Below are 22,087 nucleotides of genomic sequence, written 5' to 3' on the forward strand. Positions count from 1 at the left end.
GCCTCGACTTCGCCCCGCAGCGCCTCGAGCGCGCCATGCGCGGCCGCGTTCGACTTGCCCCACAGCGACGCGATGAGTTCGCCGGCGGCCTCTTGTAGCTCGGGGGGCAGGTCGGGCCTGGCGAGGCGGGCCCGGTTCTTTTCACGGAGTTCCTCCCAGAACGCGTTCACGACTTCGGTGACCGTGGTCATGCTGCCGCGCTTCACGAGCTGGTAGGCGCCGTTCGGCGTCGGCCGGATGCCGAAGCGGTCGAACATCAGGGCGCACACCTCGCGATAGAGCTCGCGGGTCCTGGGCTGCGCGGCCTTCAGGCGCTCGACCGCGGCGGCCAGCGTTGCCTCGGCGGCCGCGCTGGCCACCGGTTCAGGCGAAGGGACGTCACTCATGGGCGGTTTCCGGGAGCAGGGCGATGTTCGATATTACTACGTAATACGCCATGAACCATACATTTCTTGCCTATTAATTCACATTATGCCTATAATGGGAAATTACAAATTCAGCAGGGCCCGCGCACTGCGTCTGGGCGTGGCGCCGCCGGCGCAGTGCCCAAAACACGCCTCAATGCGCCGCACGCGCCTCGTGCGCATCTCATCCGATCAGGAACGCCGATGACGACCGAACCGAGCCCATCCACGGCATTGCCCGCCCGGTTCGCGGCCGCGATTGACCTGCGGGCGCATGCCGGGGGCGGCCCGGGTGCGAACCTGGGCGAGCCGGCGCGCCGGCAGATCCGCGCCGAGACCGACCTGGACGCGCTCGCGCTGTGGCTCGGGAACTACGTCGATCGCCCGACCACGCACGCGAACTACCGCAAGGAAGCCGAGCGGCTGCTGCTGTGGGCGTTGGCCGACGCGCTTGCGGGGCCAGGCGCGATCGCGCAAGACGATCTGCGCGCGTTTCGGGCGTTCCTGGCCGCGCCCGACCGGCGCCATCCGATCTGGACTGCGATCGCCGAGCTCAAACCGATCAGTTCGCTCACGCACGAAGATTTGACGCGCTATCGGGAGTTCCTGGCCGATCCCCAGCCGAGCCGGATCTGGATGACGGAGAACGGCGCCCGCTACGCGACGCACGACCCGCGCTGGCGACCATTTGCCCGCCCACTCGATCCGGTCAGCGTCAAGCAGGCCGTGCTGATCCTCGACAGCCTGTTCGGCTGGCTGGTCGAAGCCGGCTATCTGCGGGGCAATCCGCTGGGCCTGCTGCGCCAGCGCCGGCGCCGGCCGGCGCAACACGTCACGCGCTTTTTGCCGACCGTGATGTGGCAACACGTCAAGGACTACGTGGCAGCGATGCCCGACGACAGTGCGGCCCAACAACGCGAGAAGGCACGCGCCCGGTGGCTCACCACCCTCTTCTACCTGATGGGCCTGCGCATCTCGGAAGTCGCCGCGGGCGTCATGGGCAACTTCGTGCGCGAAATCGGCGCCGACGGCACCCGGCGCTGGTGGCTCGAGGTGACCGGCAAGGGCCTGAAGTACCGACGCATCCCGGTGTCCGACGAGTTGCTCGAGGAATTGATCCGCTACCGCCAGGCGCATGGGCTCGCGCCGCTGCCGGCGCGGCACGAAGCGACACCCCTGCTCCTGCCCTTTCGCCGGCGGGCGGGCGCGGCCGCCGGCGACGGCGTCAACCGCAAGACCGTGCATAACGCGATCAAGGCGGTATTCGAGCAAGCTGCGGACTGGGTCGAGGCCCAAGGGAGCGCATTAGGTGATGCGGCAAGCGGGGACTACGCCGAACATGCGGCGCACCTGCGCGCGGCGTCCGCCCACTGGCTGCGCCACACGGCCGCCTCGCACATGCTGGACAACAACATCGACCTGCGAGCGGTGCGCGATAACCTCGGCCATGACTCAATCAATACGACCAGCCAATACGCGCATGAAGAGGACGATCGCCGTCACGATGAAACGACCCAGAACCATCGGATGGACTGGCGCTGAGCGACGGCGCGCGAGCGGGCGCCCACCCGGTGTGGCGCGCACAATGGACCGATCACCCAGCTCAGCGGCAAGCCGCGCCTGCGTCGCGGTTACACTGGCGGGAACTGGAGAAGACGGACTCTCGGGGACATCATGACAGCATCAGACGCGTCGGACTGGCACACGTTGCCCGTCCAGGTTCAACAGGCACTGTCGGCGAGTTGGAGCGCCGGTGCGATGCCCGCCCACGCCTCGGCGCTGTACAGCCGGTGGTGGCAGCTCGAAACCTGGCTGCGTTCGCTGGTCTACGTGGAATTGCGTAGCAAGTACGGCAACGCATGGGCCGACGAGTTACTGCCCAATTCGGCGAATCGCCAGCAGCAGGACGCGGCCTACCACTACATGCCCACGCCCGATGCGCAAGACCAACTCGCGTACCTCGACGCGGCGCCGCTGCTTCAATTGACGCACGACCATGGGGAGTTGTTCGGTTCTTACTTGCCCGCTCCCAAAATCTGGGCCGGCCGCATCGAGGAACTCAAACAGATCCGCAATCGCATCGGCCATTGTCGCCGGCCCCATGACGACGATCTCGATCGTCTGGAGCAGACACTGCGCGACCTCGAGCGCGGCGCCTTCCGAGCGACGTCGTCGTTCAATGACCAGGACGTGGCGAACCAGCAATGGTCGGATGTCTTGGTCCGCGATTGGATGCACGAACGCCACTCCTACGCGCATCTGATCGAACATGCGAATCGGCAGTACGACACGAGTTTCCGATTGATGGTCTCGACCCGCCCGTGGGCGCAGCCCCCGGCTTCCCAAGACACGCAGCTCGGCGCGCGAGCGGGCTGTGTGTGGCACGCGTGTTGGTATTTCAGAGGGGGACGGTTCTTCGATCTTGAAGAGTTTTGGCGAGAGATCGAGGTCGAGAAGGACCTGATCATGCTGGTGTGCGCGGATTCATCGTCGAGCCTTCAGGTCTCGTTCTCGGCGCTCGAAGATCAGCAGCGGGTCAGCGATGCGATCGGCCGTAGCTTTGACTCGGCGCTGGCGAACGTACGGTTCACCCACAACGACGCCGATCCCGCCACCTGGGCGAGACGTTTCGCCAATGTGGATCCGCGCGTGCATGCCGGTACGCCCTGGGCGTCAGTGTCCCCCTCCATGCGCGGGGTGAGCCTGTTTTGCGCTTGAATGTTCGCAGCTCGTGACGCCGTGCCGCCTCCAGCGAGCGGCGCGCCGCGTCGGGGCGATCGCCCCAGATGCCCGCTCAGTTCGTCCCCACCGTGCGCCCTCCCCGGCAGACGGTTACGAAGCAACGAGGAAATCGACCGGTGGTCAAGCGCATTGAGTTCGACATCCCAGACGTGCCCGCCCGCACCAATCCGTTTCTTGGATATTGGGGTTCGCAACTGATCATCGGGCACTTCTCGGATTCACCGAAGATTATTACGCTGTCGTCGACGTTTGTGCGCTGCGTGTTTTCCGCGCGCGAGGACTACTTGGCGGCCGCGGCGCATCTTCGTGCGGCCTTTCAGTCCACCCGCGCGATGCATCTGAGCGAGATGTACCGGTGTATTGCGCGATTCGAGTCGAGTATCAGCAGCATGTACCTGGCCGAGCGGGCTTTCGTCCAGTTGCGCCGTTGTAAGGAACTCTCAGCCAACGGTGCGGCGGTGATCAACCAAGAAAAGCCCGCATTCATTGCGCCCGCCGTCCGAGATCGCCTAAAAGCCATGCGGGACACGATGGAGCACATTGAAGAGCTGCTCGCCAAGGGAAGATTGACGCAGGATCTGCCGTACATGGTGCAGCCCACGGGGGAAGAGCATCCGCTGAGCGATCCCGCCCAACTTGCGGATACCGTCATGGTCATCGACCGACTCCGCATTGGCGAACACGTAGTACGCTTTGCCGAACTTGTCGCGTGGCTCGGCGAGATGATCGTCTATGTCGAGAAGCTGCGATCACTGATGCCCACGCGTTATACGTCGACGCGGGGCGCACATTGACGAAACGATCGGAGAAGGAATGAACATGAATCAGCCAGCGATTCGGCCGTGGCGGGCCAAGGACTTCACCGTCGGCAGCTGCGTGATCCAATTTATGGAGGATGCAGTGGACCGCGATTTTGTCCGTCTGATCGATGAACTGGATCGCGCGGTGCAAGCCTTCACGGGCGCGGTCCGCGACGGCACCACGCGCGACCGGCAAATGGCGACCGCGCGGGAAGTGGTGATCGTGTTTGGTCAGCTCATTAAAGTTTCGACGCCGACAACGCGTGGCGTGTCGGCGCGGCCAGTGCAGACACGAGTGATAATCGAAGTCGCGCGCGCACTCAAGGACTGCTTCGTCGCAACGCTGCCGTCCAAGGACGGTCATCGTTTCAGCGATGAGATCGGCATGCAAGCCCTCGCCTTCTACCGCACCCATGCCGATCATGCTCGGACGGAGAGAGGGATATGGAAGCTCAAGTTCTACGATTGGGCCCGCTCGAGGAACCTGGTAGAGGATCCGCACTATCGGTGGACAGACAACGAACGAGCGGTGACGTTCTCGCGAGATGAGCTTGCCGATTTCTTCCGGCACTACGAGGCTCGGATACTTCAAGAGCTACTCAACTGCGAGCGGGAACACTACGACGGAACCAACACGCGGATAAGGTTGCCCGATCCGCTTCGGGACGACGAGTTGCGGGAGTTGATCGTGGCATGGACGCTGCAGCCGACCGAGACCAAAACGATCAACGGGCATGCGCCCTCTGGCGCGGCCACATGATCGTCTACGTCTACGTCAGCGTCATCGATCCGCCGGGCGGCACGTCGTTCATTCCGATTTTCCGACACTGTCGATCGGCAGCGGCGGTAATCCGACGCAGGCAATGCAGTCGGGGCGGGAAGTTGAGAGCGGCGCTAGACTTTCAAAAGTTCATGCAAATGGAGCTTGGCTAAGGTTGGCCTTAGCCTGTACGAGTACAAGGCAGCGTTCTTTCGCGCGGGTGACTGCGTTATAGAGGAGCCTGCGCTTTTGATCGTCGCTACCTCCAATGGCCGCTGGCCATAGGACGATAACGTTGTCGAACTCGCGGTTCTTTGCACCATGAACCGTCATGCCTCTCCAGCCGCTTCCATCACCCCTCCGTACTCGACGTCGCTGAGCAAATACTCGCTCGATCGCCGTTCCAATCTCGTCTTTGGAAAATGTGGTCTTGGCACGAGTTCGTCTTTGCGTGTTCATCCAATCAGTGAGGTCTTGTGTAGCCCGGGGGTCACCCGCGGCAGCGAGAAGAGCGACCACCGACGGAATGTCGTTCATATCCCGAAGAGCGACCTTGTCGACGAAGCTCGTGACAGCCTTTGCCTCTGACTCCTCCCACAGAATGGAATATGGACCGGATCCTTTTGTCGTTTTGTTCTGAGCAGCCCATGTCACGGTCGCCTGCGCAAACGTCCCCAAGGTAGGTGTGATCACGGCGACGCTCTTGCCCCCGCCATACCAGCACAGATTCCCATTAAGCCACGCACCCGCAAGTGGCGGTTTCGAAGTCAATGCGATCATGAATGCCTTCCCCGACTTGGGAGGTTCACCTCTTCGAATTGCAGCGGCAGCGTCAAGTAGCTCTGCAATGTTCGTGCGTTGCGGTTGAGTGAGCTCTTCCGCTTGGCACACCTGGGCGAGCCATACACAAGCGGGGTTTGGGCGCAGTTCCTCGTTGAGGCATTGAAACTCATCGGCGGCGGCAAAGACTTCCAGTCCGTTGGCCAATCCTTCCACCATACGAAGGCGGTTTGTGGTCATGTCTTGCGCTTCATCCACTAGGAGGACGGGGTAGGTGGCTGCCACCCAGCCGCAAACCTCTTTAATCTGCAAAAGCGCCCCAGCTGCATCGCAAACCCGTTCGTACTGGTTCGATTCAATGTCGGCAAATCCGAGCGTCGCAGCAAGAGACAACCACCTCCGAACCAAGTGCCAAGCGAAGCTGTCGATCGTCGAACAATCAGCTCGTCTCTTTAAGGCTTGCAGTTGCCCCAGCCGCTCTTCTAGAGGGTGTTAGATGGTATGGACGCCTCCCCCCGGTAACGGGTCGGTGAAAGCCCAATAACAGAGAGCATTTGCAGCTGGCTGTAGAGTGGTACGTCGAACCCGACAGCTCGCGCAGGAGGTTTCCAAATGAAGACGCCCGTCATCGGTATGGATATCGCCAAACATGTCTTCCAGTTGCATGCGGTCAATGTTGCCACCGGGAAGATCGAGCGGGTGAAACTCAAGCGAGGCGACGTATCGAACTTCTTTGCAAAGCGGGAACGCTCGCTCGTGGTGATTGAAGCCTGCGGCAGTGCTCATCACTGGGCCCGGCAGTTACGGCAATTCGGTCACGACGTCAGGCTCATCTGCGCACATTCGGTACGCCCCTTCGTCTTGCGTAACAAATCGGATGCCGCCGATGCACGTGCGATCTGGACCGTTGCGCAGCAACCCGAAGCGCGGTTTGTCGCAATCAAGAGTGAAGCCCAGCAGTCAGTTCTGGCTCTGCACCGGATACGTGCCCAATTGATGAAGGTTCGCATCATGCAGACCAATGCATTGCGCAGCATCCTGTATGAATTCGGTGAAATTCTGTCCGAAGGCTACCAGTCGTTCGCGAAGGAAATCGCGCCAGCCCTGACCAGAACATCCGAACGCCTGCCAAGTATGTTAGTCGATAGTTTGCGCGAGCAGTGGGCTCGCATACAGGCGGTCAACGAAGATATTGCCGTGCTGGAGCGTCGCCTCTCGCATGCGCTCCGGGACAGCCCGGAATGCCAGCGCATCGCCGAGATTCCGGGTGTCGGTCTGCTGACTGCAACCGCGACAGTTTCGATGATCGGCGATCCCGCGACCTTCCACTCCGGCCGTGAATTTGCCGCCTGGCTGGGTCTTGTGCCACGGCAGACCGGAACTGGCGGGCGCATACGACAACTGGGCCTGAGCAAAAGAGGTAACACCTATTTGCGTACGCTGCTGATGCACGGCGCAAGAGCCGTGATCGCGCGTTGCACCCACACACCCTGGCTCGACGATTTGCTGGCTCGACGACCCTTCAATGTTGCCGTCGCTGCAGTGGCGAACAAGCTGGCGCGACCTATCTGGGCCCTGCTGTCGAGGCAAACGCGGTATGAGGCGCCAGTCCACGCGTAGCGACGGCTCTGTTGCCGCACATCGAGATGTTGCAGATCCACCTCACCAAGGAGCGCAAGCAACGAAGTGCATGATGGAGTACAGGTCGGACCGGGACGAGGTAAGTCTGAAAAAGTGCTTGAACCTTGAGTTCGTGTGTTAGATGAGACCCTCGTCAGCGAATTCCATATTGGCCAGCAGGCTGAACTGCCTGCATCAACAGGCCGGACATAAGCGTGCTGCCTTGACCTGCAGACCAGAAATGCAAAACCAGCTTGCAATCCGGGAGGCGTCCACATAAGGCACTTTTGTTAAGGGCTGCAAAGTGGACAAGCATAAGCACCGAGAAGACGACGAAGTGCAGACCCGCCAGGGTTTCGGGCAATCGCTCGTAGTCTCTGGCCAGGCGGCGGAAGCGGTTGAGCCAGCCGAAGCTACGCTCGACCACCCAGCGGCGCGGCAACAGCACGAAGCCCTTTTTGGCCTCCGGCAGCTTGATGACCTGAAGCTCGATCCCTTCGTCGAGTGCGGCCTGCGCAGGCTCTTCGCCGGTGTAGCCCTGATCGGCGAACGCCACCTTGACCGTGTGGCCCGTGGCCTGCTGAACCTGATGCGCCAGTTCTCCGACCTGCGCGCGTTCCTGTTCGTTGGCCGGCGTCACGTGCACGGCAAGCAATTGCCCCAAGGTATCAACCGCCATGTGGACCTTGCTGCCGCGTTTGCGTTTGTAGCCGTCGTAACCGGCGCGAGGTCCACTCTCGCAGGTCGACTGCAGGGTTCGCCCGTCCAGAATGACCGCACTGGGTTGACCACGGCGCTCCTGCGCGACCCGGATGATCGAACGTAGGTCACTCACCATGGCCTCGAAACAGCCGGCCTGAATCCAGCGGTGCGTCTGCTGGTAGACCAGCTCCCAGGGCGGAAAGTCATTGGGCAACAGACGCCACGGTGCACCCGCGCGTACGATCCAGCGCAGCGCGTTGAACATCTCGCGCAATTCGTAGCGGCGCTGCGGTGCAGCCTGGCTCATCAAGCTCAGGTACGGAGCGGCGAAGTACCACTCTTCATCCGATACATCCGTTGGGTATGGCCTGCGTTTTTCCATTCCGCCAGGATACCAGGTCTAACTCAGAGTTCCTAACACCCTCTAGCTAATACGCATAAAAATCGCCTTTAATTGCTTTGTTTATCGAGGTTTATTAACGGGGTCAAAACAATTTCATAATAAATTATTTATCCAATTTGATCTGGATCAACCGGGTATCTTCCATTTCGTACAATCTAATTTTCATATTGAACGTCAAGAGATAAGGCTGTCCTGCAAGAAGAATGCTTGAGATTGTGTGAGCTGGATTGGTGTAATATGTGTCTCTATAAATATTTCTAGATTTGGCTAACCTGGTAGCCTCTTTATGCCGGGATAGTGGATCAAGTGCGTGGTAGGCCTGAGCGAAGTCGGGGGAATAACCGTGCAGCAGCTTTTGATCAATCACAGGTGCAAGGATGCACGCATGCGTGCATCGGGACGGTTGCAGTTTGGGCGCAAGGTCGAGACAAAGGTCATCGCTGTGCAGCTTTGCGTCAGCGGTCAGTCGGCCGACAATTCAGCTCACGTATGGCACGACGACGGCGTATGCGCCCTTATAGGCGGCCAAATTGCCCAAAATGCATGGGAGATTCGCGGTACGGCAGCGCGCCATGGAAATGCTCGGGACGGCTCTCAAGCGCGAAGGTTTCTCTTTCAAGCGCAACCGTTACGCCCTAAAAAAAGCGTAACGAAGAGACGCCAGCCATGAAACAGGCTACGTCTACAAACTTCAGCTCGCCGCTTGCGACCGGCAATGCCGCCCGTTCCACCTGGACGAAGTGGGCACTTGCGCAGCACCGCCGGTTCAGCACAACGGCTCGCCCCATTCCATTGAAGCCGGCAGCAACGGCAATCCCACCGTGCTCGTGCTTGATAACGCGAGCATCCATCATGCGATACCTATTGAAAAATAAAAAATGACATCGCGTACAGATTCCACATCGCGCTATTGTTTTTATTTTCCGATACTGCACGGCTCGGCGGATCTTGGCAATGTTGCATCGAAGCTTAAAAAGGAAGAAATGGACGCCGTGGCGCGGCAGAGATATTTTTCCGGAATCGACGGCATGTGGATCGATATCGAGAAAGCGATTCTCAGTCTCAATCTGGATTACGCCAGAACCCACGTTTATCAGGACGGCTTGCCGATCTGCGGATGGGAAGTGGAGATCGTCGACGAGCTTGCCGGCGCAGGCAGTCGCAACCATCGGCTGTTGCAGGTGCTTAAGGATCGCGGTGCAACCCTGATGGGAACGGAGTCACCCGAGCTTCTGGTCGCCGAGTACCAGCTTACGATGCAGATATTCGGCGCGGACAGCTCTGGAAGTGGGCAGGCCGAGGCTCAACGCACGCGCGCCGCCGATCTGCTGGAACAGCGCGATCGCTTCATCGCGCGCCGCATCGACGACACCCTGCCCGCCGGCTACGCCTGCCTGCTGTTCATCGGTGCGTTGCACCATGTGGCGTTGTTCCTGCCAGCCGATATCACCGTGATCTACCCGATCGGCATACCACCGACTGGGGGCCTGCAATGACGACTCCGACCATCTTGCGGCGTCCGCGTGTTCTCGTGGTCGACGACGAGCCGGAAATCTGCGCGCTGGTCGCGGAGCTTCTGGCCGCCGCCGGCTTCGACACACTGTCAGCGTTGGATGGCTCCATGGCGATTTCGGCTGTCGATCGTGGACGTGTCGACGCGATGGTTACCGACTATCGGTTGCCCGACATGACGGGCCTCACGCTGATACAGGAGGCACACCGGCGCGAACCGCATCTGCCGGTCGTCATGATCACGGGCTATGCCGACGTGCGGGGAGCCGTCGTCGCGATGCAGGCCGGGGTCTTCGACTACCTCGCTAAACCGTTCAGCAACAAGGATCTGGTGGCGGCCGTCAGGTCCGCACTGGCGAGCCAGACCGGGGACACCGGCGCGTCCGCCGACCGCAACCCTTCGCTTTCGAACAGTCTGAGTGAGTCGATGGGGCCAAGCGACGCAGTGCGCCGGTTGAGTTCCCGCATCGAGATGGTCGCGAAGAACGATTTTTCGGTGTTGATCCTCGGTGAAACCGGCACCGGCAAGGAACTCGTCGCGCACGCGCTGCACAGCGCGGGCGCGCGCGCGCGGGCGCCGTTTCTGCCGATCGATTGTGGCGCCATTCCAGAGCACCTGTTCGAGGCGGAGTTGTATGGCCACGAAAAAGGCGCGTTCACCGGCGCCGCGGCAAGCAAGCCCGGAAAGTTTTCGGCTGCGGGCGGGGGCACGCTGTTCCTCGACGAGATTGCCAACATGCCGCTCGCGTCTCAGGCGAAATTGCTGCGCGCGATCCAGGAGCGCACGGTGTATCGCATTGGCAGCAACACGGCGCACGAGGTCGACGTGCGGATTGTGGCCGCTTCGAACGAGGACCTCGAAAAGAGCGCCCTGTGCGGGCGCTTTCGCAGCGATCTGTTCTTTCGCCTGTCCGAGTTCGTCGTGCACCTGCCGCCGCTGCGTGCACGTCCGGAAGATATCCGCTACCTCGCCGATCGCTTCCTGACGTTTGCCAACGCCGAACTCGGCAAACATGTGGCCGGATTCACCGACGCTGCTTATGAGCGGCTCATCGATTACCGCTGGCCCGGCAACGTGCGGCAATTGCGCAACACCGTCCGCCAGGCGGCGCTGTTCGCCGCCGAGATCATCGTACCCGAGCACCTCGACATCACGCCTGGGTCTCACGTGCCCGCCAATCACGACGCCCATTGGGCGCCGCTTTGCGAATGGGCCGGACTTTCGTTGAAGGAGGTGGTGCGGCGAGGCGTGCTGAACATCGAGCGTCAGGTGCTCGAAGAGGCGCTCCGTCAGACGCGAGGTAATAAAGCAATGGCGGCACGTCTCTTGCATCTCGACTACAAGACGATCCACACCAAGATCAACCAGTATGGCTTGCGGTAAAGAGGAGGTGGCGATGAGTACCAAGCGTGGCGGCAAGGCAAATCCAGGCACCACCGTCGAGGGCGTGTTCTCGAGGTTCGCTGACCTGGTGGAAAAGCTCAATGAACTTGCGCAGACGGGCAAGGAGTTGCATCAAGTGAAGGAGTTCACGAGCGGGTCCGGCGTGAGGGGCATATACGGCGTGAATGTGCGGGTCGGACTAGGCGAGCATGCGAACGAAGTCGTGGTCGAGCCGTTCGGCAATATCCGCCGGGATGAGCAATCGGGGCAAGCGGTGGTGCAGGACGTGCTGGAACCCGTCGTGGACGTGTTCGAGGAGAGCGATCACACGCTTGTCGTAGCGGAAATGCCCGGCATCGCGCTCGCCGATGTCTCGCTCGACGTTCACGACGACGTGCTCGTCATCGAAGCCGCAAGCAATCTGAAAAAGTACCGGAAGGAAGTGCTGCTGCCGCGCGCGTTCACACGCGAGCAAATGCAGCTTGCCTGCAACAACGGCATTCTCGAGATCAGGTGCGTCGGATAGCGGGTAGATCGGAAAGACACGTCAGACTGCGCTTTCGGGCTAGGCCGATGGCCTGAAATTGCGTCGCGCAGTACGCGGCCACACGGCGTCCGGAGGGCAAACATGGACAAGGCGGAACGAACTGGACTCAAGCTCAAAGTGACCGAGGCCATCGCGCGCGATGCCGGTCGGGCGCTCGCGCGTATGGGGCCGGAAGACCTCGATCGGCTGGGGGCGTCGGTCGGCGATCTGGTCGAGGTATGCGGCAAACGGCGCACCGTGTGCAAGGCCATGCCGGCGTACAAGGAACTGCGCGACCAGTCGCGCGTGCAGCTCGACGGCATCAGCCGCGAAAATGCTGGCATCGGCCTTGACGAATACGTGCTGCTAAAGAAGGTGGAGACACATCACGCCACACGTGTGCAGATGGCGCCGATCAACGGCGCACCGGGGCAGCGCGACCTCGAATACATCGCCCATTTGATCGACGGCCTGCCTGTGGTGGAAGGCGACCGCATTCGCGCGACGCTGTTCGGTAGCCGCTGGGCCGACTTTAGACTGGAAAGCTGCAGTCCGCGCGGGCCGGTGCTGATCGGTCCCGGCACGGAGCTGGTGATTAGCCGTGCCAAGGAGGGGGCGCCCGCTGTCAGCACCCCGACGCTGTCGTATGAGGACATCGGTGGAGTCAAGCCGCAGCTCATGCGCATCCGCGAAATGATCGAACTGCCGTTGCGCTATCCGGAAGTGTTCGAGCGGCTTGGCATCGACGCGCCCAAAGGGGTGTTGCTCTACGGTCCGCCGGGGTGTGGCAAAACGCTTATCGCGCGGGCAATTGCCCACGAGTGCGAAGCCACTTTCTTTTCGATCTCCGGACCCGAGATCGTGCACAAATTCTACGGCGAATCCGAGGCCCATCTGCGCAAGATCTTCGAGGAAGCGGCCCGGAAGGCACCGTCCATCGTGTTCATCGACGAGATCGACGCGATTGCGCCGAAGCGTGAAACCACGGTCGGCGACGTGGAAAAAAGGATCGTCGCGCAGTTACTGGCACTGATGGACGGACTCAACCGCCGTCAGCAAGTGATCGTAATCGCCGCCACAAACCTGCCCAACTCGCTCGATCCGGCGCTGCGCCGGCCCGGTCGCTTCGATCGCGAGATCGCTATCCCCATTCCCGACCGCAACGGGCGCTTGCAGATTCTGGAAATCCACAGCCGCGGCATGCCGCTCGCCGGCTCGGTCGATCTCGATCATCTGGCCAGCGTCACTCATGGATTTGTCGGTGCCGACCTGGAAGCACTGTGCAAGGAAGCGGCGATGCTGTGCCTGCGGCGCCTCATGGTTGATATCGACTTCGAACAGCGCTCGATCCCGTACGACCGGCTCGCCCGCCTGGAAGTCGGCATGGACGACTTTCTCAGTGCGCTTGCCGAGATAGAGCCGTCGGCGGTGCGCGAGGTCTTCGTCGAAGTGCCCGACGTACGCTGGAGTGACGTGGGCGGACTGGACGAGACCAAGGCGCGGCTGATCGAAGCGCTCGAATGGCCGCTCAGGTATCCGGAGCTGTTCGCCAAGGCGGGCGCGCGTCCGTCCAAGGGCATCTTGCTCGTTGGGCCGCCGGGCTGCGGCAAGACCTGGCTTGCCAAAGCGGCGGCCAACGAATGCGGCGTCAATTTTCTGTCTGTGAAAGGGCCGGAGTTGATGTCGAAGTACATCGGTGAATCGGAGAAGGCGCTGCGGGACGTCTTTCGCACGGCGCGGAACGCAGCGCCCTGTCTGATGTTCTTCGACGAGATCGACGCGCTCGCCCCGAGACGCCATGCCGATGCCTCGGGCGCACAAGTATCGGAGCGCCTGTTGTCGCAGTTCCTGAGCGAGTTCGACGGCGTGGAGGAACTTAAGGGGGTAATGGTGCTGGCCGCCACCAACCGTATCGACATGCTCGATACGGCGGCCCTGCGCCCCGGCCGCTTCGACGAGATCATCGACGTTCCGTTGCCGGATATCGAAGGCCGCCGGGCGATCTTTGCGGTTCACATGCGCGGCAAGCCGATCGGCGGCGACGTGGAACCGGAACGGCTTGCGCAAGAGTCCGCTGGCTTTTCGGCCGCCGACGTCGCCGCAGTCTGTCGTCGCGCCGCGCTTTCGGCGGTGCGTCGCGCGGTGGCGGCGGGCGGCGACGCCGGCAGCGTGCGCGTGGACGCCAGCGACTTCGCGCAGGCTATGCAGGAAGCGGGCGCCCAGCGCAGGCATTCGTCATGAACGAATTGTTCTATCTCTTCTGCTTTGCGCGGGCGAGCGGCGTGGCACGCGCGCAGGAATCCGCGCCATTCGACTGGCCGGCGCTTCGGTTTCACCGCGAGGGCGACCTGGTTGCCGTGCTTGCTGTTGTGCCATACGACGAATTTTGCGGTGCGCAGGCCGCCGAGCACTTCGGCGACCCCGCGTGGATCGCGAGCCGGGTCGTCCTCCACAGCACGGTGGTCGAACGAATCATGCGGCATTCGCCCGTCTTCCCGGCCCGGCTGGGTACGCTGTTTTCGTCGGTCGATGGCGTGGCGGCGCGAATGCGCTCGCACGCGCCGGCCATCAGCCGCATGCTCGATCAGGTCGACGGCAAGGCGGAATGGGCCGTCAAAGGCTGGCTTGATCGGCACATCGCCGAACCGCGCCAGGTGACGGCGTTCGTTGACGAGCACCCAGAACCGATTCCGCTGACGGCGGGCGCTCGCTATTTGCGCAAACGCCGGCTCGAGGCACAAGGCGGTCGCCTGCTCGACGCCTGGACCGAGCGGAGCGCGCGGGGAATCTTCGAGGCGCTGTCGGGTCGGGTAGCGGCGTTTCGTCGGGGACCGGGCACAACGTCGGCGGTTGCGAATGCCGAACTCGTCGCGAACTGGGCGTTCCTCGTCGAGGTTCGCGAAGCGCCCGCCTTCGCGGAACTTGTGCGGGACATCAACCGCGAATTCGCCGACACCGGCTTGCAGCTCGACATCTCGGGGCCGTGGCCGCCATACAGCTTTTGCGAATCGCTGGCGGAGCCGTCGACATCATGGCCTGGCTGATCTATGCGGTGCTGCCGAGCTCGCCGTCGAGTCTACCGGCACTCGCCGGCGTCGACGGGGCGACGCTCGCGACTGTCCGCCACTCGGACCTTTGTGCCGCGGTTTCACGACACGCGGGGACGCCGACGGTAAGCGTCGCGGCAACCCTCGCGTTCGGCGACGTTGTCACGGCGCTCTGGGCACGCGCGAATGTCGTGCCGCTGCGTTTCGGCTCGTCGTTCGGCGCCCGGCGCGAATTGTTGGCGTGGCTGGACGCCGAGCACGGCGCGTTTCGCACTCTGTTGCGGCTTGTCGGCGGGTGCGCCGAGATCGGACTGCGGTTTGCGCTCGCACAGACGGTGCGCGGCGAGCACCTGATACCGGGTTGCGGCGAGGGTCACGCGTATCTCGCGGCCCGCATGCGGCAGGTAGAGGCGACATGGCGTCACGAGTTCGCTGCGCATGGGCAGGCCGAACGTTTCGCGGCGGCGCTGACAGGAGGTTACAGGTGCTGGCGGTTCGACGGTGTGTCCCAAGGTTTCGTCGGCATGACGTTTCTGGTACCGCGCCCGGACGTCGACGATTTTGTGCGCGCATGCCAGCGCTACGCTGGCGAAGCCGGCGGTCCGCTGTACATTTCGGGGCCTTGGCCGCCGTACAGCTTTGCGATGAGTGGTGCGACACCATTTGCGGCGGCGCTTCCGCCCTCAAATCACGGTAAGCGCTAGTTATAAAGCACACAGGATCGTCAGATGTGTCGGAGAACAGGGGGGCAAGCCTGTCTACTTTTCGCCCCAATTGTTCCACGCCATGCGCAGCAGCGTCGAGTTGGCTATCCGCCGATCGAACAGTTTCGGGATCTTCAGCAACCGGATCGAGCATGCTGTCGTTGTCACCCATCGCGTAAGTCCGCCCGTCGTGTTGATGTCCACGCAGAACTGACCCGTTCGGCCGGCGCCGCAAGCTGGACTTCGCCGCGATCGGCCGGTTTTTCGGCTGCAACCGGGCCCGCGATCAGACTGGGCTGGACCGCTTCTTCGCGGTGCTTCGTAACCGGGCCGAACTGGTGCGGGGAACGTCCCCCTCTTCGCGCGCATCGTGAATCACTTCCGGGTTAGCCGTCGTCGCCGGCGCGGCCGGCTCGCGAGCTACGAAGAGCGGGTCGGTGCGCCACCAGTCCATGCCAATCTCACGTGCCTTGTCGACTGAACAAATCAGAAGCCGGATCTTGATCGTGAGCAGCTCCACATCGACGAGATTGATGCGAATGTCGCCCGCGATCACAATTCCCTTGTCCAGGATGCGTTCGAGTAGGTCGGCCACCGTGGTGCTGGAAATACTGTGCTGCGGTGTACTACGTTGAACGCTCATGGGGTGCCTCAAAAAAGACGTCCAAGCGGGCCGAGATCGAGATTCAGATCTGCGGGATCCAGCCCGAACTGGGCGGCAATCCTGTCGATTTCCTCGGTCTGCCGCATGAAGGTTAGGCCGAGGCGCTCGATCTCGTCGTCGTTCAGGCCACCGGCTTCGATTCGCCGCAATGCCTGCCGCTCCAATAGTTCATGCAGGAGCTTGACGACTGTCAGCACGAGCTGGGCAAGGCCATTGCATCCCGGCCCGGACGATACGTCGAAGCGTCTGGGCCGGGATGGGTCGATGCGCTCTTTGGCGAGCGCCTGCTCCAGCGCGGCCGCCAACACCGCCGCTGCCGAGTGCTGTTCCGTGAACGGTCCCGTCATGGGGCGGCTCCTTTATCGGCCGTCGCATTGCAGCTCGTCCGGATGGTCTCGACGGCGCTTAACAGCACGCGCAATTGCAGTCGGATCAAGTCGACGTCGGCGACCGAGATGACGGCATCTGCCGCGATCACCGCGCCCTTGTTGAGGATTCGATCCAGTGCTTCGCACAGCGAGAGGCGATGCGCAAGCTCCGTCGACAGCGGATCCCTATCCGCACACCATACCGGCGCAAGGCAGGCCGGATCGCCCGCCGGGTCGTGCGGCTTCATGGCTGGTCCTCTGCAAGCTCGTCGAGCCGGTCGAGCAGGCGCTGCTCCTGCAAATCGAACTCCCGCTCTCCGATGGCACCGGATTCCAGATCGCGATAGAGGTCGGCGAGCGCCGCTTTCAGCGTTTCCACTTCGGCATCCTGGCTCTCCCGGACAGCGTCGGCCACTTGTTCGAAGACCCACATCAAGCCTTTGAACGGCGAAGCAAGGATATTTTCGACCAGAAGCATGGCAGTCTCACACACTGATGTTCAGGTTAACGAAATGATGAGGCGGCCACGGGCCGTTGAAGCTCAGGACGAAACTGTCGTCGAGCTGGCTGGACACTTCTGTCACGCAGACGTCGAGTGCTGCGCGGGCGTCGCTTGGCGCAAGGCAGGCGAGACGCGCGATTTCGGTCGTACGGCGCGTCGCGCCGTGCGTAATGTCGCTGCAGCACCGGCGCAGCACGGCTTCGACCGAAGCGGTGTGGCGCGCTCGTTCTTCGTCCAGTAAGCGCTCGAACAGACAGCCGAGTTCGATCTTCTCGTCGCGCGACGGGGTGTGGCCGAGCGCCGTCACCTCGTCGCGTGCAGCCTTCAGCTCGGGATGCAAGTGAACGATGTGCTCAAAAATGTTCGGCACGTCCCACGCGAGGCGCACTTCGAATTCCGCCTGACCCGCCAGTCTGTCGAGCTCGGCACCGAGTGTTTCCTGATGCTTCTTGAGCATCCTCGATAACGCGCCCTCGCTCGTGGCGATCATCCCGAACGCGACGGGAAGCACCGTGCCGGCTTGCATCAGGCTCTGGACGACAGAGTGATGGGCGGACAAGTGACGTCGTTCAGGACGGATCTTCGGTAGCGTCGTGTTGCTCACCACAGCGGCGACACTGCCCCCAGCGAACGCATGGACCGGTGCGCCGCCGATACCGGGCGGCAAGTGTGCCAGCGGGCGCGCCGATGGGGCGATTGCGTAGAGGTAACGGGCGCCGCCGGGCGCGGAGCGCTGCGTCACGATGCGACTCCTTGGCTCTGCGGAATCGGCTGCGGTTTGGCCACCTCGTGTCTATGAAGCACTGGCGGCGAGCTGGGCGGAATTGACTTGGCCTCGCGGGAAGACGTGGCGGTGTCGGGAAACGTGAGGGACTCGACACTGCTGTCGACGATATGGACTTTCATCATGGACTTGCAGACCCAGCAGCGCACCAGCCCGTCGTAATGCTCATAAGTCTGGTCGTCCAGGTCGAGTTGGTGTCCGCACGAAATGCAATGAATTTTCATGACGCTTCCTTTCGGCAAGTTGGCCACCTTCCGGCCGCATTGGCCAGCGGCGTGGCCCTGCTCAATAACGAATGTGGAATCCACCTTTGGCGGGACTGGCCGGTGACGCTTCTCGCGGGCCGACCGCTGACGTGCCTGCGGTGCTCAACAGCACCTTCTTTTCGCGTTCCAGCGTGCTCAAGCGGTTTTCCACGATTGTCAGGCGATGCTGTGCCGCGCGCCGCTCCAGTTCGCGCAGGCTCTTTTCCATTTCGATGCACGAAAGCCGCAGGTAAACGGTGTACGCCTGGGCCTGCGACCCGGCGCGCTGGCGCCGCGTGTGAATATCGCGCAGGCCCTTCGGTGGAATCGGCATGATTCATCTCCTTGCGCTTTTTCTGTTGTGCTGGATAGACAGGCGCGCGGCTTTTGCCGCATGCTCTGCCGGCACGCCGAGGATGTCCTCGCAGGCCCACACGAACCACGGATCGTCCGGCGTTGCGTGGGCGTCCCGGTATTGCAGCGACCTGGCGAGCGTGATTGCGGCCCGCAGGCTCGGCTCGTGACCGTCCGGGCCTCGCAGCTGGCTGGTGAAATCGACGATCTGTTCGGCGTCCTCGCGCGCAATACCGGATTTAGCGCAGACGATCTGCACTTCGGTCTCGCGGTCGTGATGGGCTACGCGGATCGTCACGAGCCGTCCCATAAGAGCGTTTTGGGCCGCGTACACGCCGACGTATTCCTCGGTGTTCGACGTGAAAATAGCCCGGAAAGCAGGATGTACGGAGACGTAGCCTGTGCCGCTCAAGCGGTGCGGCAAGTTCAGGATGCCTTCCGATAGTACGGAAAGCAACGCGTTATTCGCTTCGGGACGCGAGCGGTTGAACTCGTCGTAGATCAGCGTGTAGCCATGCTGGCATGCGGTCGTCAGCCGGTTGTCGACCCACTGCGTCGTGACCTCGTCCTCCGTCTTGATGACCGAGTGGATGAAATTGTCGACGAGTCGCGAGCGCCGATAGCCCGACCCGCGCCCCGTCAGGTCGGACCCGGCGAGTTCTTCGTCTCCGTGCACCAGTACCACCTGGCGGCCGAGTTGCGAGGCAATGTGAAAGGCCAAGGTGGTCTTGCCCGTTCCGGAGGTACCGGAAAGATGGATCGCGGAGCCCGCGCCCAGGTAAGTGAGTGCGCGGTCCGTCAGGTTCTGGATGGTCGGCGTCAATACGAACTCGCTGCTCGCCTCCAACTGGACGTTGTCGCGGGTTGTGCCAGGGACGGTTTCAGCGAGCCCGGGTGGTGGCACGAGGTCGGTCATCGTCGTTGCTCCATTTTTGAATGAAATGCCGGCGGATAAACCGCCGGTTTACAGCTGCTGCGGGTCAGTGCGTAACTTCAACCAAGCCATGCGTGCCGTGCCTTGGTCAGCTCGGCGCGCCACACCGAGCGCGTGGCATTCACCTGTCGGGTGATGTCCTGCACAAACGTTCGGCGCGCGTTTTGGGCGAGCGCGAACATCTCGGCGTGCTGCATGTGTTGACGTGTCAGCGTGTTGGCGACTTCATGGTGCAGGTCGAGACGGTACTCTCCCAAGCCTTTAAGCAGCTTCTGACGCGCCTTGCGACTCACAACGATTTCCCGGCGCAACCGGCGCAGGTCTTCCTTCAGGTGTTGCATGGTCTCTCCTTTCCTGTTCCGGCCGCGGAGCAGACGGAATGGATTGTGAGTATGCGGTGGGAAACCCTCGACAGCGGCTTACGCCGGTGCCGCGGCGCTGGCGGTAAGACCGATGGCTTCGGCATACTTGAGATAGGTTTCAACAGACGCCACGACGACACGTGCCTCGACCGACAGGAGCTCGATGCCGACCAGCGAAACCTTGGCCCACACGTCGATCACAATGCCCTTGTCGAGAATGCGGTCGACGACTTCCGCCAGGCTCGAAGAATCGGTCGACTTCTGGATCTTTGCCATGATGTACTCCAGTAAAAGGTTGAACCTCATAAGCATTTGCGCTGCACTGCGGCAGGCATTCGTTTAACGCAAGAGACGTACCATGCGATGCCATTCAGTCCCTTTAATTGGTCTTGCGGCATTTCGTAATGCATTTCCAGCGGAAAAATCGCCAGGGAGGCCTTGTAAAAGGAGACCGGTTTTTTGAATACGTCGTTTCCGTCTCGTGGTACTTGATCGCTGTCGGTGAGATCCCGGCTCAGACTGAGGTGCCGGGACCACGCTATGGAATGAATTCCATAGCGTGGCTTCCCCGGTAGTCACCAAGGGATCGACAGACAATCCTCGTAACCCGAGCAGGACCGGATGTTCTGGATCCGGCTGCGCACCCTCCTGCCCGGCGCGAAGGACGAAACGCACATGCGGCGCGAGGGCGGACGCGTTCTCGCCATCCCGCTGCACATCGAGGGTGTTCCGTCGCTGCGCAGCGCGCGCTAACAGCCCTTCCCCGTCGACTCACGAGGAGCCCACCATGACCACGATCACCGAACGCCACGTGTCCGACTTCGACCTGGTGCCCAGTTGGGCCCACAACCAGCGCGTCCGCGTCGATCCGGCGGTGTGGACCGGCAAAGCGTCGATCTACGCGCACTACGGCGATCAGTGCCGCGCGTTTCGCGCCGTGCTCAAACCGGAGTCCTCGTTCTGGCCGCGCCTGCACGACCTCTTACGGCACGATCCGAAATTCCGTGGGAAGACCTGCCGCAGCAACTGGGTTTCGGCAGCGGGATGACATGCTGGCGGCGACTACGGGCAGGCCGAAGGCGTATGGGAGCAACTGCATCTGGCGATGCTTAGCCGGTTGCGTGAACATGACCAGATTGATTGGGAGCGGGCGAGCCATGATGCCGCTAGCGTTTCCAGTCCCCCGGGGGGCAGGAAACCGGCCCGAACCCGACAGACCGGGGCAAGCTCGGGTCGAAACGGCACATCGTCGTAGATGCACGGGGCATTCCTCTGGCCATCACGGTCACGGCAAATTGCGCATTCGTTTCGAACGGCGTCTCGACATTCATATGGCGTTGCTTTCCCTGGCGGCTGCCGTTATCTGCTCACGCTTCGTTGACGACTTCTGTTAGCGACTCCAAGTTCGGCGGCACATAACCCACGCCTGCGCTGCTCGAAGTGACGCTGCCGGCGAATGTGAGCGCGTCGGCAGGTTGAACCGGTAAGCGTGCCGGTAAGCCCGCTTGCCAATGGCCGTCACGGTACGCCCGGCGAAAGCGATCTGCCGCTTCATCGCCGGTCGCTTCATCGCCTCACTTATTCAATCAATTTCCTTATTTTTGAAATAAAAATTACTTTCCGGGTATTACGGAGCCAAGGCTGGTTGGCCTGAATGGCAATGTCAACTTGGTGATGCAGGCGGCTAGAATGGTCAGATGACAAAGACCCGCTGCTCATTTCACGGCTACCGTTTCCCGGCAGCGATCATCAGCTGCGCGGTGCGCTGGTACCACCGCTTCAACCTGAGCCTGCGCGATATAGAGGAACTGCTGCTCGAGCGCGGCGTGGAGGTGACATACGAATCGGTGCGCAACTGGTGTGACCGATTCGGCGCGCAGTTTGCGCATTGTGCGAAGGCCGTGCGCCTCAGGCCGGGCACGACGTGGCACCTCGATGAGCTGTTCGTGAAACTGCGAGGCGAGCCGTATGTGCTGTGGCGCGCGGTGGATGAGCACGGGATGGAGCTCGACGTGCTGTTACAGAAACGTCGCGACAAGGCAGCCGCGAAACGCTTCTTAAGGCACATGCTGCGCTCAAACCCGGTGCCACGAAAGATTGTCACCGACCAGTTGCGTAGCTACCCGGCAGCGAAAGCCGAAGTCCCGGAACTGGCCGGCGTGAAGCATGTATTCGTGAAGGCCTGCGCCCGGGTCAACAACCGCGCGGAGAACAGCCACCAGCCCACGCGCCGGCGCGAGCGCCAGATGCAGGGTTTCCGTGATCCACGGCGCACGCAGCGCTTCCTATCGAACTTCGGTCCGATCCGGCAACACTTCGCGCTGCCCCGGCACAGGATGAGGGCAGGCGATCATCGCGCACAACTGCGGGCACGTCTGTCCAGCTGGTTCCAGTGGACTGTCACAGGGTCGACGGGCATTGCCCAATAATCAGAAGGACTCCTGCACATACCGCATTGGCACATGCCTGCATCGGCAACTTGACAATGCC

The 22,087-nt window shown here is 61.8% G+C and carries 25 protein-coding genes and 2 pseudogenes; 14 read left to right on the forward strand and 13 right to left on the reverse strand.

Annotated elements, in window-relative coordinates; genetic code table 11:
- A partial coding sequence (locus PXJ20_RS31695) for a DNA-binding protein (protein WP_421057475.1) occupies window positions 1-386 on the reverse strand: 386 nt, incomplete at its 3' end.
- Between the two features lie 222 nt (window positions 387-608).
- Between PXJ20_RS31695 and PXJ20_RS31700 the strand changes: the two genes are divergently transcribed.
- From PXJ20_RS31700 to PXJ20_RS31715, 4 genes are all read left to right on the forward strand, one after another.
- Window positions 609-1,946 (forward strand): tyrosine-type recombinase/integrase, encoded by a 1,338-nt coding sequence (locus tag PXJ20_RS31700; protein ID WP_421032832.1) that lies wholly within the window; start codon window positions 609-611, stop codon window positions 1,944-1,946.
- Between the two features lie 132 nt (window positions 1,947-2,078).
- The gene (locus tag PXJ20_RS31705; RefSeq protein WP_421032831.1) at window positions 2,079-3,122 is read left to right on the forward strand and encodes a Swt1 family HEPN domain-containing protein; all 1,044 of its coding nucleotides are present in this window, start codon (window positions 2,079-2,081) and stop codon (window positions 3,120-3,122) included.
- Between the two features lie 140 nt (window positions 3,123-3,262).
- Window positions 3,263-3,940 (forward strand): hypothetical protein, encoded by a 678-nt coding sequence (locus PXJ20_RS31710; protein ID WP_421032830.1) that lies wholly within the window; start codon window positions 3,263-3,265, stop codon window positions 3,938-3,940.
- 25 nt (window positions 3,941-3,965) lie between these two features.
- Complete coding sequence (locus PXJ20_RS31715; RefSeq protein WP_421032829.1) at window positions 3,966-4,706, forward strand: hypothetical protein; 741 nt, start codon at window positions 3,966-3,968, stop codon at window positions 4,704-4,706.
- 150 nt (window positions 4,707-4,856) lie between these two features.
- Here the strand turns inward: PXJ20_RS31715 and PXJ20_RS31720 are convergent, their stop codons facing one another.
- Window positions 4,857-5,879: an ATP-binding domain-containing protein gene (locus tag PXJ20_RS31720; RefSeq protein WP_421032828.1), complete on the reverse strand. Its 1,023-nt coding sequence runs from the start codon at window positions 5,877-5,879 to the stop codon at window positions 4,857-4,859.
- 219 nt (window positions 5,880-6,098) lie between these two features.
- On the opposite strand from PXJ20_RS31720, the gene PXJ20_RS31725 reads away from it, so the two are divergent.
- Entirely contained in the window at window positions 6,099-7,106 is a 1,008-nt protein-coding gene (locus PXJ20_RS31725) for an IS110 family transposase (RefSeq protein WP_421032827.1), read from the forward strand.
- A gap of 310 nt (window positions 7,107-7,416) precedes the next feature.
- Here PXJ20_RS31725 and PXJ20_RS31730 read toward each other — a convergent pair.
- Window positions 7,417-8,190: pseudogene (locus PXJ20_RS31730) on the reverse strand (IS5 family transposase); the annotation flags it as partial.
- Between the two features lie 899 nt (window positions 8,191-9,089).
- On the opposite strand from PXJ20_RS31730, the gene PXJ20_RS31735 reads away from it, so the two are divergent.
- From PXJ20_RS31735 to PXJ20_RS31760, 6 genes are all read left to right on the forward strand, one after another.
- A complete protein-coding gene (locus PXJ20_RS31735; RefSeq protein WP_421032826.1) occupies window positions 9,090-9,707 on the forward strand; it encodes a hypothetical protein in 618 nt (205 codons plus the stop codon).
- Between the two features lie 35 nt (window positions 9,708-9,742).
- Window positions 9,743-11,107, forward strand: a complete 1,365-nt coding sequence (locus tag PXJ20_RS31740) for a sigma-54-dependent transcriptional regulator (protein ID WP_421032825.1) — start codon at window positions 9,743-9,745, stop codon at window positions 11,105-11,107.
- Between the two features lie 13 nt (window positions 11,108-11,120).
- A complete protein-coding gene (locus PXJ20_RS31745; protein WP_421032824.1) occupies window positions 11,121-11,633 on the forward strand; it encodes an Hsp20/alpha crystallin family protein in 513 nt (170 codons plus the stop codon).
- A 102-nt stretch (window positions 11,634-11,735) separates the two neighbouring features.
- Window positions 11,736-13,874 (forward strand): CDC48 family AAA ATPase, encoded by a 2,139-nt coding sequence (locus PXJ20_RS31750; protein WP_421032823.1) that lies wholly within the window; start codon window positions 11,736-11,738, stop codon window positions 13,872-13,874.
- A complete protein-coding gene (locus PXJ20_RS31755) occupies window positions 13,871-14,677 on the forward strand; it encodes a GvpL/GvpF family gas vesicle protein (RefSeq protein WP_421032822.1) in 807 nt (268 codons plus the stop codon). The genes PXJ20_RS31750 and PXJ20_RS31755 overlap by 4 nt, the downstream gene beginning before the upstream one ends.
- A complete protein-coding gene (locus PXJ20_RS31760; RefSeq protein ID WP_421032821.1) occupies window positions 14,665-15,384 on the forward strand; it encodes a GvpL/GvpF family gas vesicle protein in 720 nt (239 codons plus the stop codon). The genes PXJ20_RS31755 and PXJ20_RS31760 overlap by 13 nt, the downstream gene beginning before the upstream one ends.
- Window positions 15,385-15,670: 286 nt before the next feature.
- Here the strand turns inward: PXJ20_RS31760 and PXJ20_RS31765 are convergent, their stop codons facing one another.
- The 10 genes from PXJ20_RS31765 to gvpA all read right to left on the reverse strand — a co-directional run bounded on the left by PXJ20_RS31765 (window position 15,671) and on the right by gvpA (window position 19,873).
- The gene (locus PXJ20_RS31765; RefSeq protein ID WP_421032820.1) at window positions 15,671-16,027 is read right to left on the reverse strand and encodes a gas vesicle protein; all 357 of its coding nucleotides are present in this window, start codon (window positions 16,025-16,027) and stop codon (window positions 15,671-15,673) included.
- 8 nt (window positions 16,028-16,035) lie between these two features.
- Window positions 16,036-16,395: a gas vesicle protein K gene (locus tag PXJ20_RS31770; RefSeq protein WP_421032819.1), complete on the reverse strand. Its 360-nt coding sequence runs from the start codon at window positions 16,393-16,395 to the stop codon at window positions 16,036-16,038.
- Entirely contained in the window at window positions 16,392-16,664 is a 273-nt protein-coding gene (locus tag PXJ20_RS31775) for a gas vesicle protein (RefSeq protein WP_421032818.1), read from the reverse strand. Before PXJ20_RS31775 ends, PXJ20_RS31770 begins: the two co-directional genes overlap by 4 nt.
- Window positions 16,661-16,894, reverse strand: a complete 234-nt coding sequence (locus PXJ20_RS31780; RefSeq protein WP_421032817.1) for a gas vesicle protein GvpG — start codon at window positions 16,892-16,894, stop codon at window positions 16,661-16,663. Before PXJ20_RS31780 ends, PXJ20_RS31775 begins: the two co-directional genes overlap by 4 nt.
- A 7-nt stretch (window positions 16,895-16,901) precedes the next feature.
- On the reverse strand, window positions 16,902-17,660 hold the full coding sequence (locus PXJ20_RS31785; RefSeq protein ID WP_421032816.1) for a GvpL/GvpF family gas vesicle protein: 759 nt from the start codon (window positions 17,658-17,660) through the stop codon (window positions 16,902-16,904).
- Window positions 17,657-17,926, reverse strand: a complete 270-nt coding sequence (locus tag PXJ20_RS31790) for a hypothetical protein (RefSeq protein WP_421032815.1) — start codon at window positions 17,924-17,926, stop codon at window positions 17,657-17,659. The genes PXJ20_RS31785 and PXJ20_RS31790 overlap by 4 nt, the downstream gene beginning before the upstream one ends.
- 61 nt (window positions 17,927-17,987) lie before the next feature.
- On the reverse strand, window positions 17,988-18,281 hold the full coding sequence (locus PXJ20_RS31795) for a hypothetical protein (RefSeq protein ID WP_421032814.1): 294 nt from the start codon (window positions 18,279-18,281) through the stop codon (window positions 17,988-17,990).
- A gap of 3 nt (window positions 18,282-18,284) precedes the next feature.
- Window positions 18,285-19,217, reverse strand: a complete 933-nt coding sequence (gene gvpN, locus PXJ20_RS31800) for a gas vesicle protein GvpN (protein WP_421032813.1) — start codon at window positions 19,215-19,217, stop codon at window positions 18,285-18,287.
- Window positions 19,218-19,294: 77 nt separating this feature from the next.
- Window positions 19,295-19,576 (reverse strand): hypothetical protein, encoded by a 282-nt coding sequence (locus tag PXJ20_RS31805; RefSeq protein ID WP_421032812.1) that lies wholly within the window; start codon window positions 19,574-19,576, stop codon window positions 19,295-19,297.
- Window positions 19,577-19,654: 78 nt separating this feature from the next.
- Window positions 19,655-19,873 carry a gas vesicle structural protein GvpA gene (gene gvpA / locus PXJ20_RS31810; RefSeq protein ID WP_421032811.1) on the reverse strand — a complete coding sequence of 73 codons (219 nt, stop codon included), beginning with the start codon at window positions 19,871-19,873 and terminating at the stop codon, window positions 19,655-19,657.
- 345 nt (window positions 19,874-20,218) lie between these two features.
- Between gvpA and PXJ20_RS31815 the strand changes: the two genes are divergently transcribed.
- The 3 genes and pseudogenes from PXJ20_RS31815 (at window position 20,219) to PXJ20_RS31825 (ending at window position 22,026) form a co-directional block, all read left to right on the forward strand.
- On the forward strand, window positions 20,219-20,350 hold the full coding sequence (locus PXJ20_RS31815; protein WP_421032810.1) for a hypothetical protein: 132 nt from the start codon (window positions 20,219-20,221) through the stop codon (window positions 20,348-20,350).
- 168 nt (window positions 20,351-20,518) lie between these two features.
- Window positions 20,519-20,991: pseudogene (locus tag PXJ20_RS31820) on the forward strand (hypothetical protein); the annotation flags it as partial.
- Between the two features lie 303 nt (window positions 20,992-21,294).
- The gene (locus PXJ20_RS31825; RefSeq protein ID WP_421032809.1) at window positions 21,295-22,026 is read left to right on the forward strand and encodes an IS6 family transposase; all 732 of its coding nucleotides are present in this window, start codon (window positions 21,295-21,297) and stop codon (window positions 22,024-22,026) included.
- The last annotated feature ends 61 nt before the right edge of the window (window positions 22,027-22,087 follow it).

Source organism: Paraburkholderia sp. A1RI_3L (genome assembly GCF_048957895.1).
GTDB classification, from domain to species: Bacteria; Pseudomonadota; Gammaproteobacteria; order Burkholderiales; family Burkholderiaceae; genus Paraburkholderia; species Paraburkholderia kururiensis.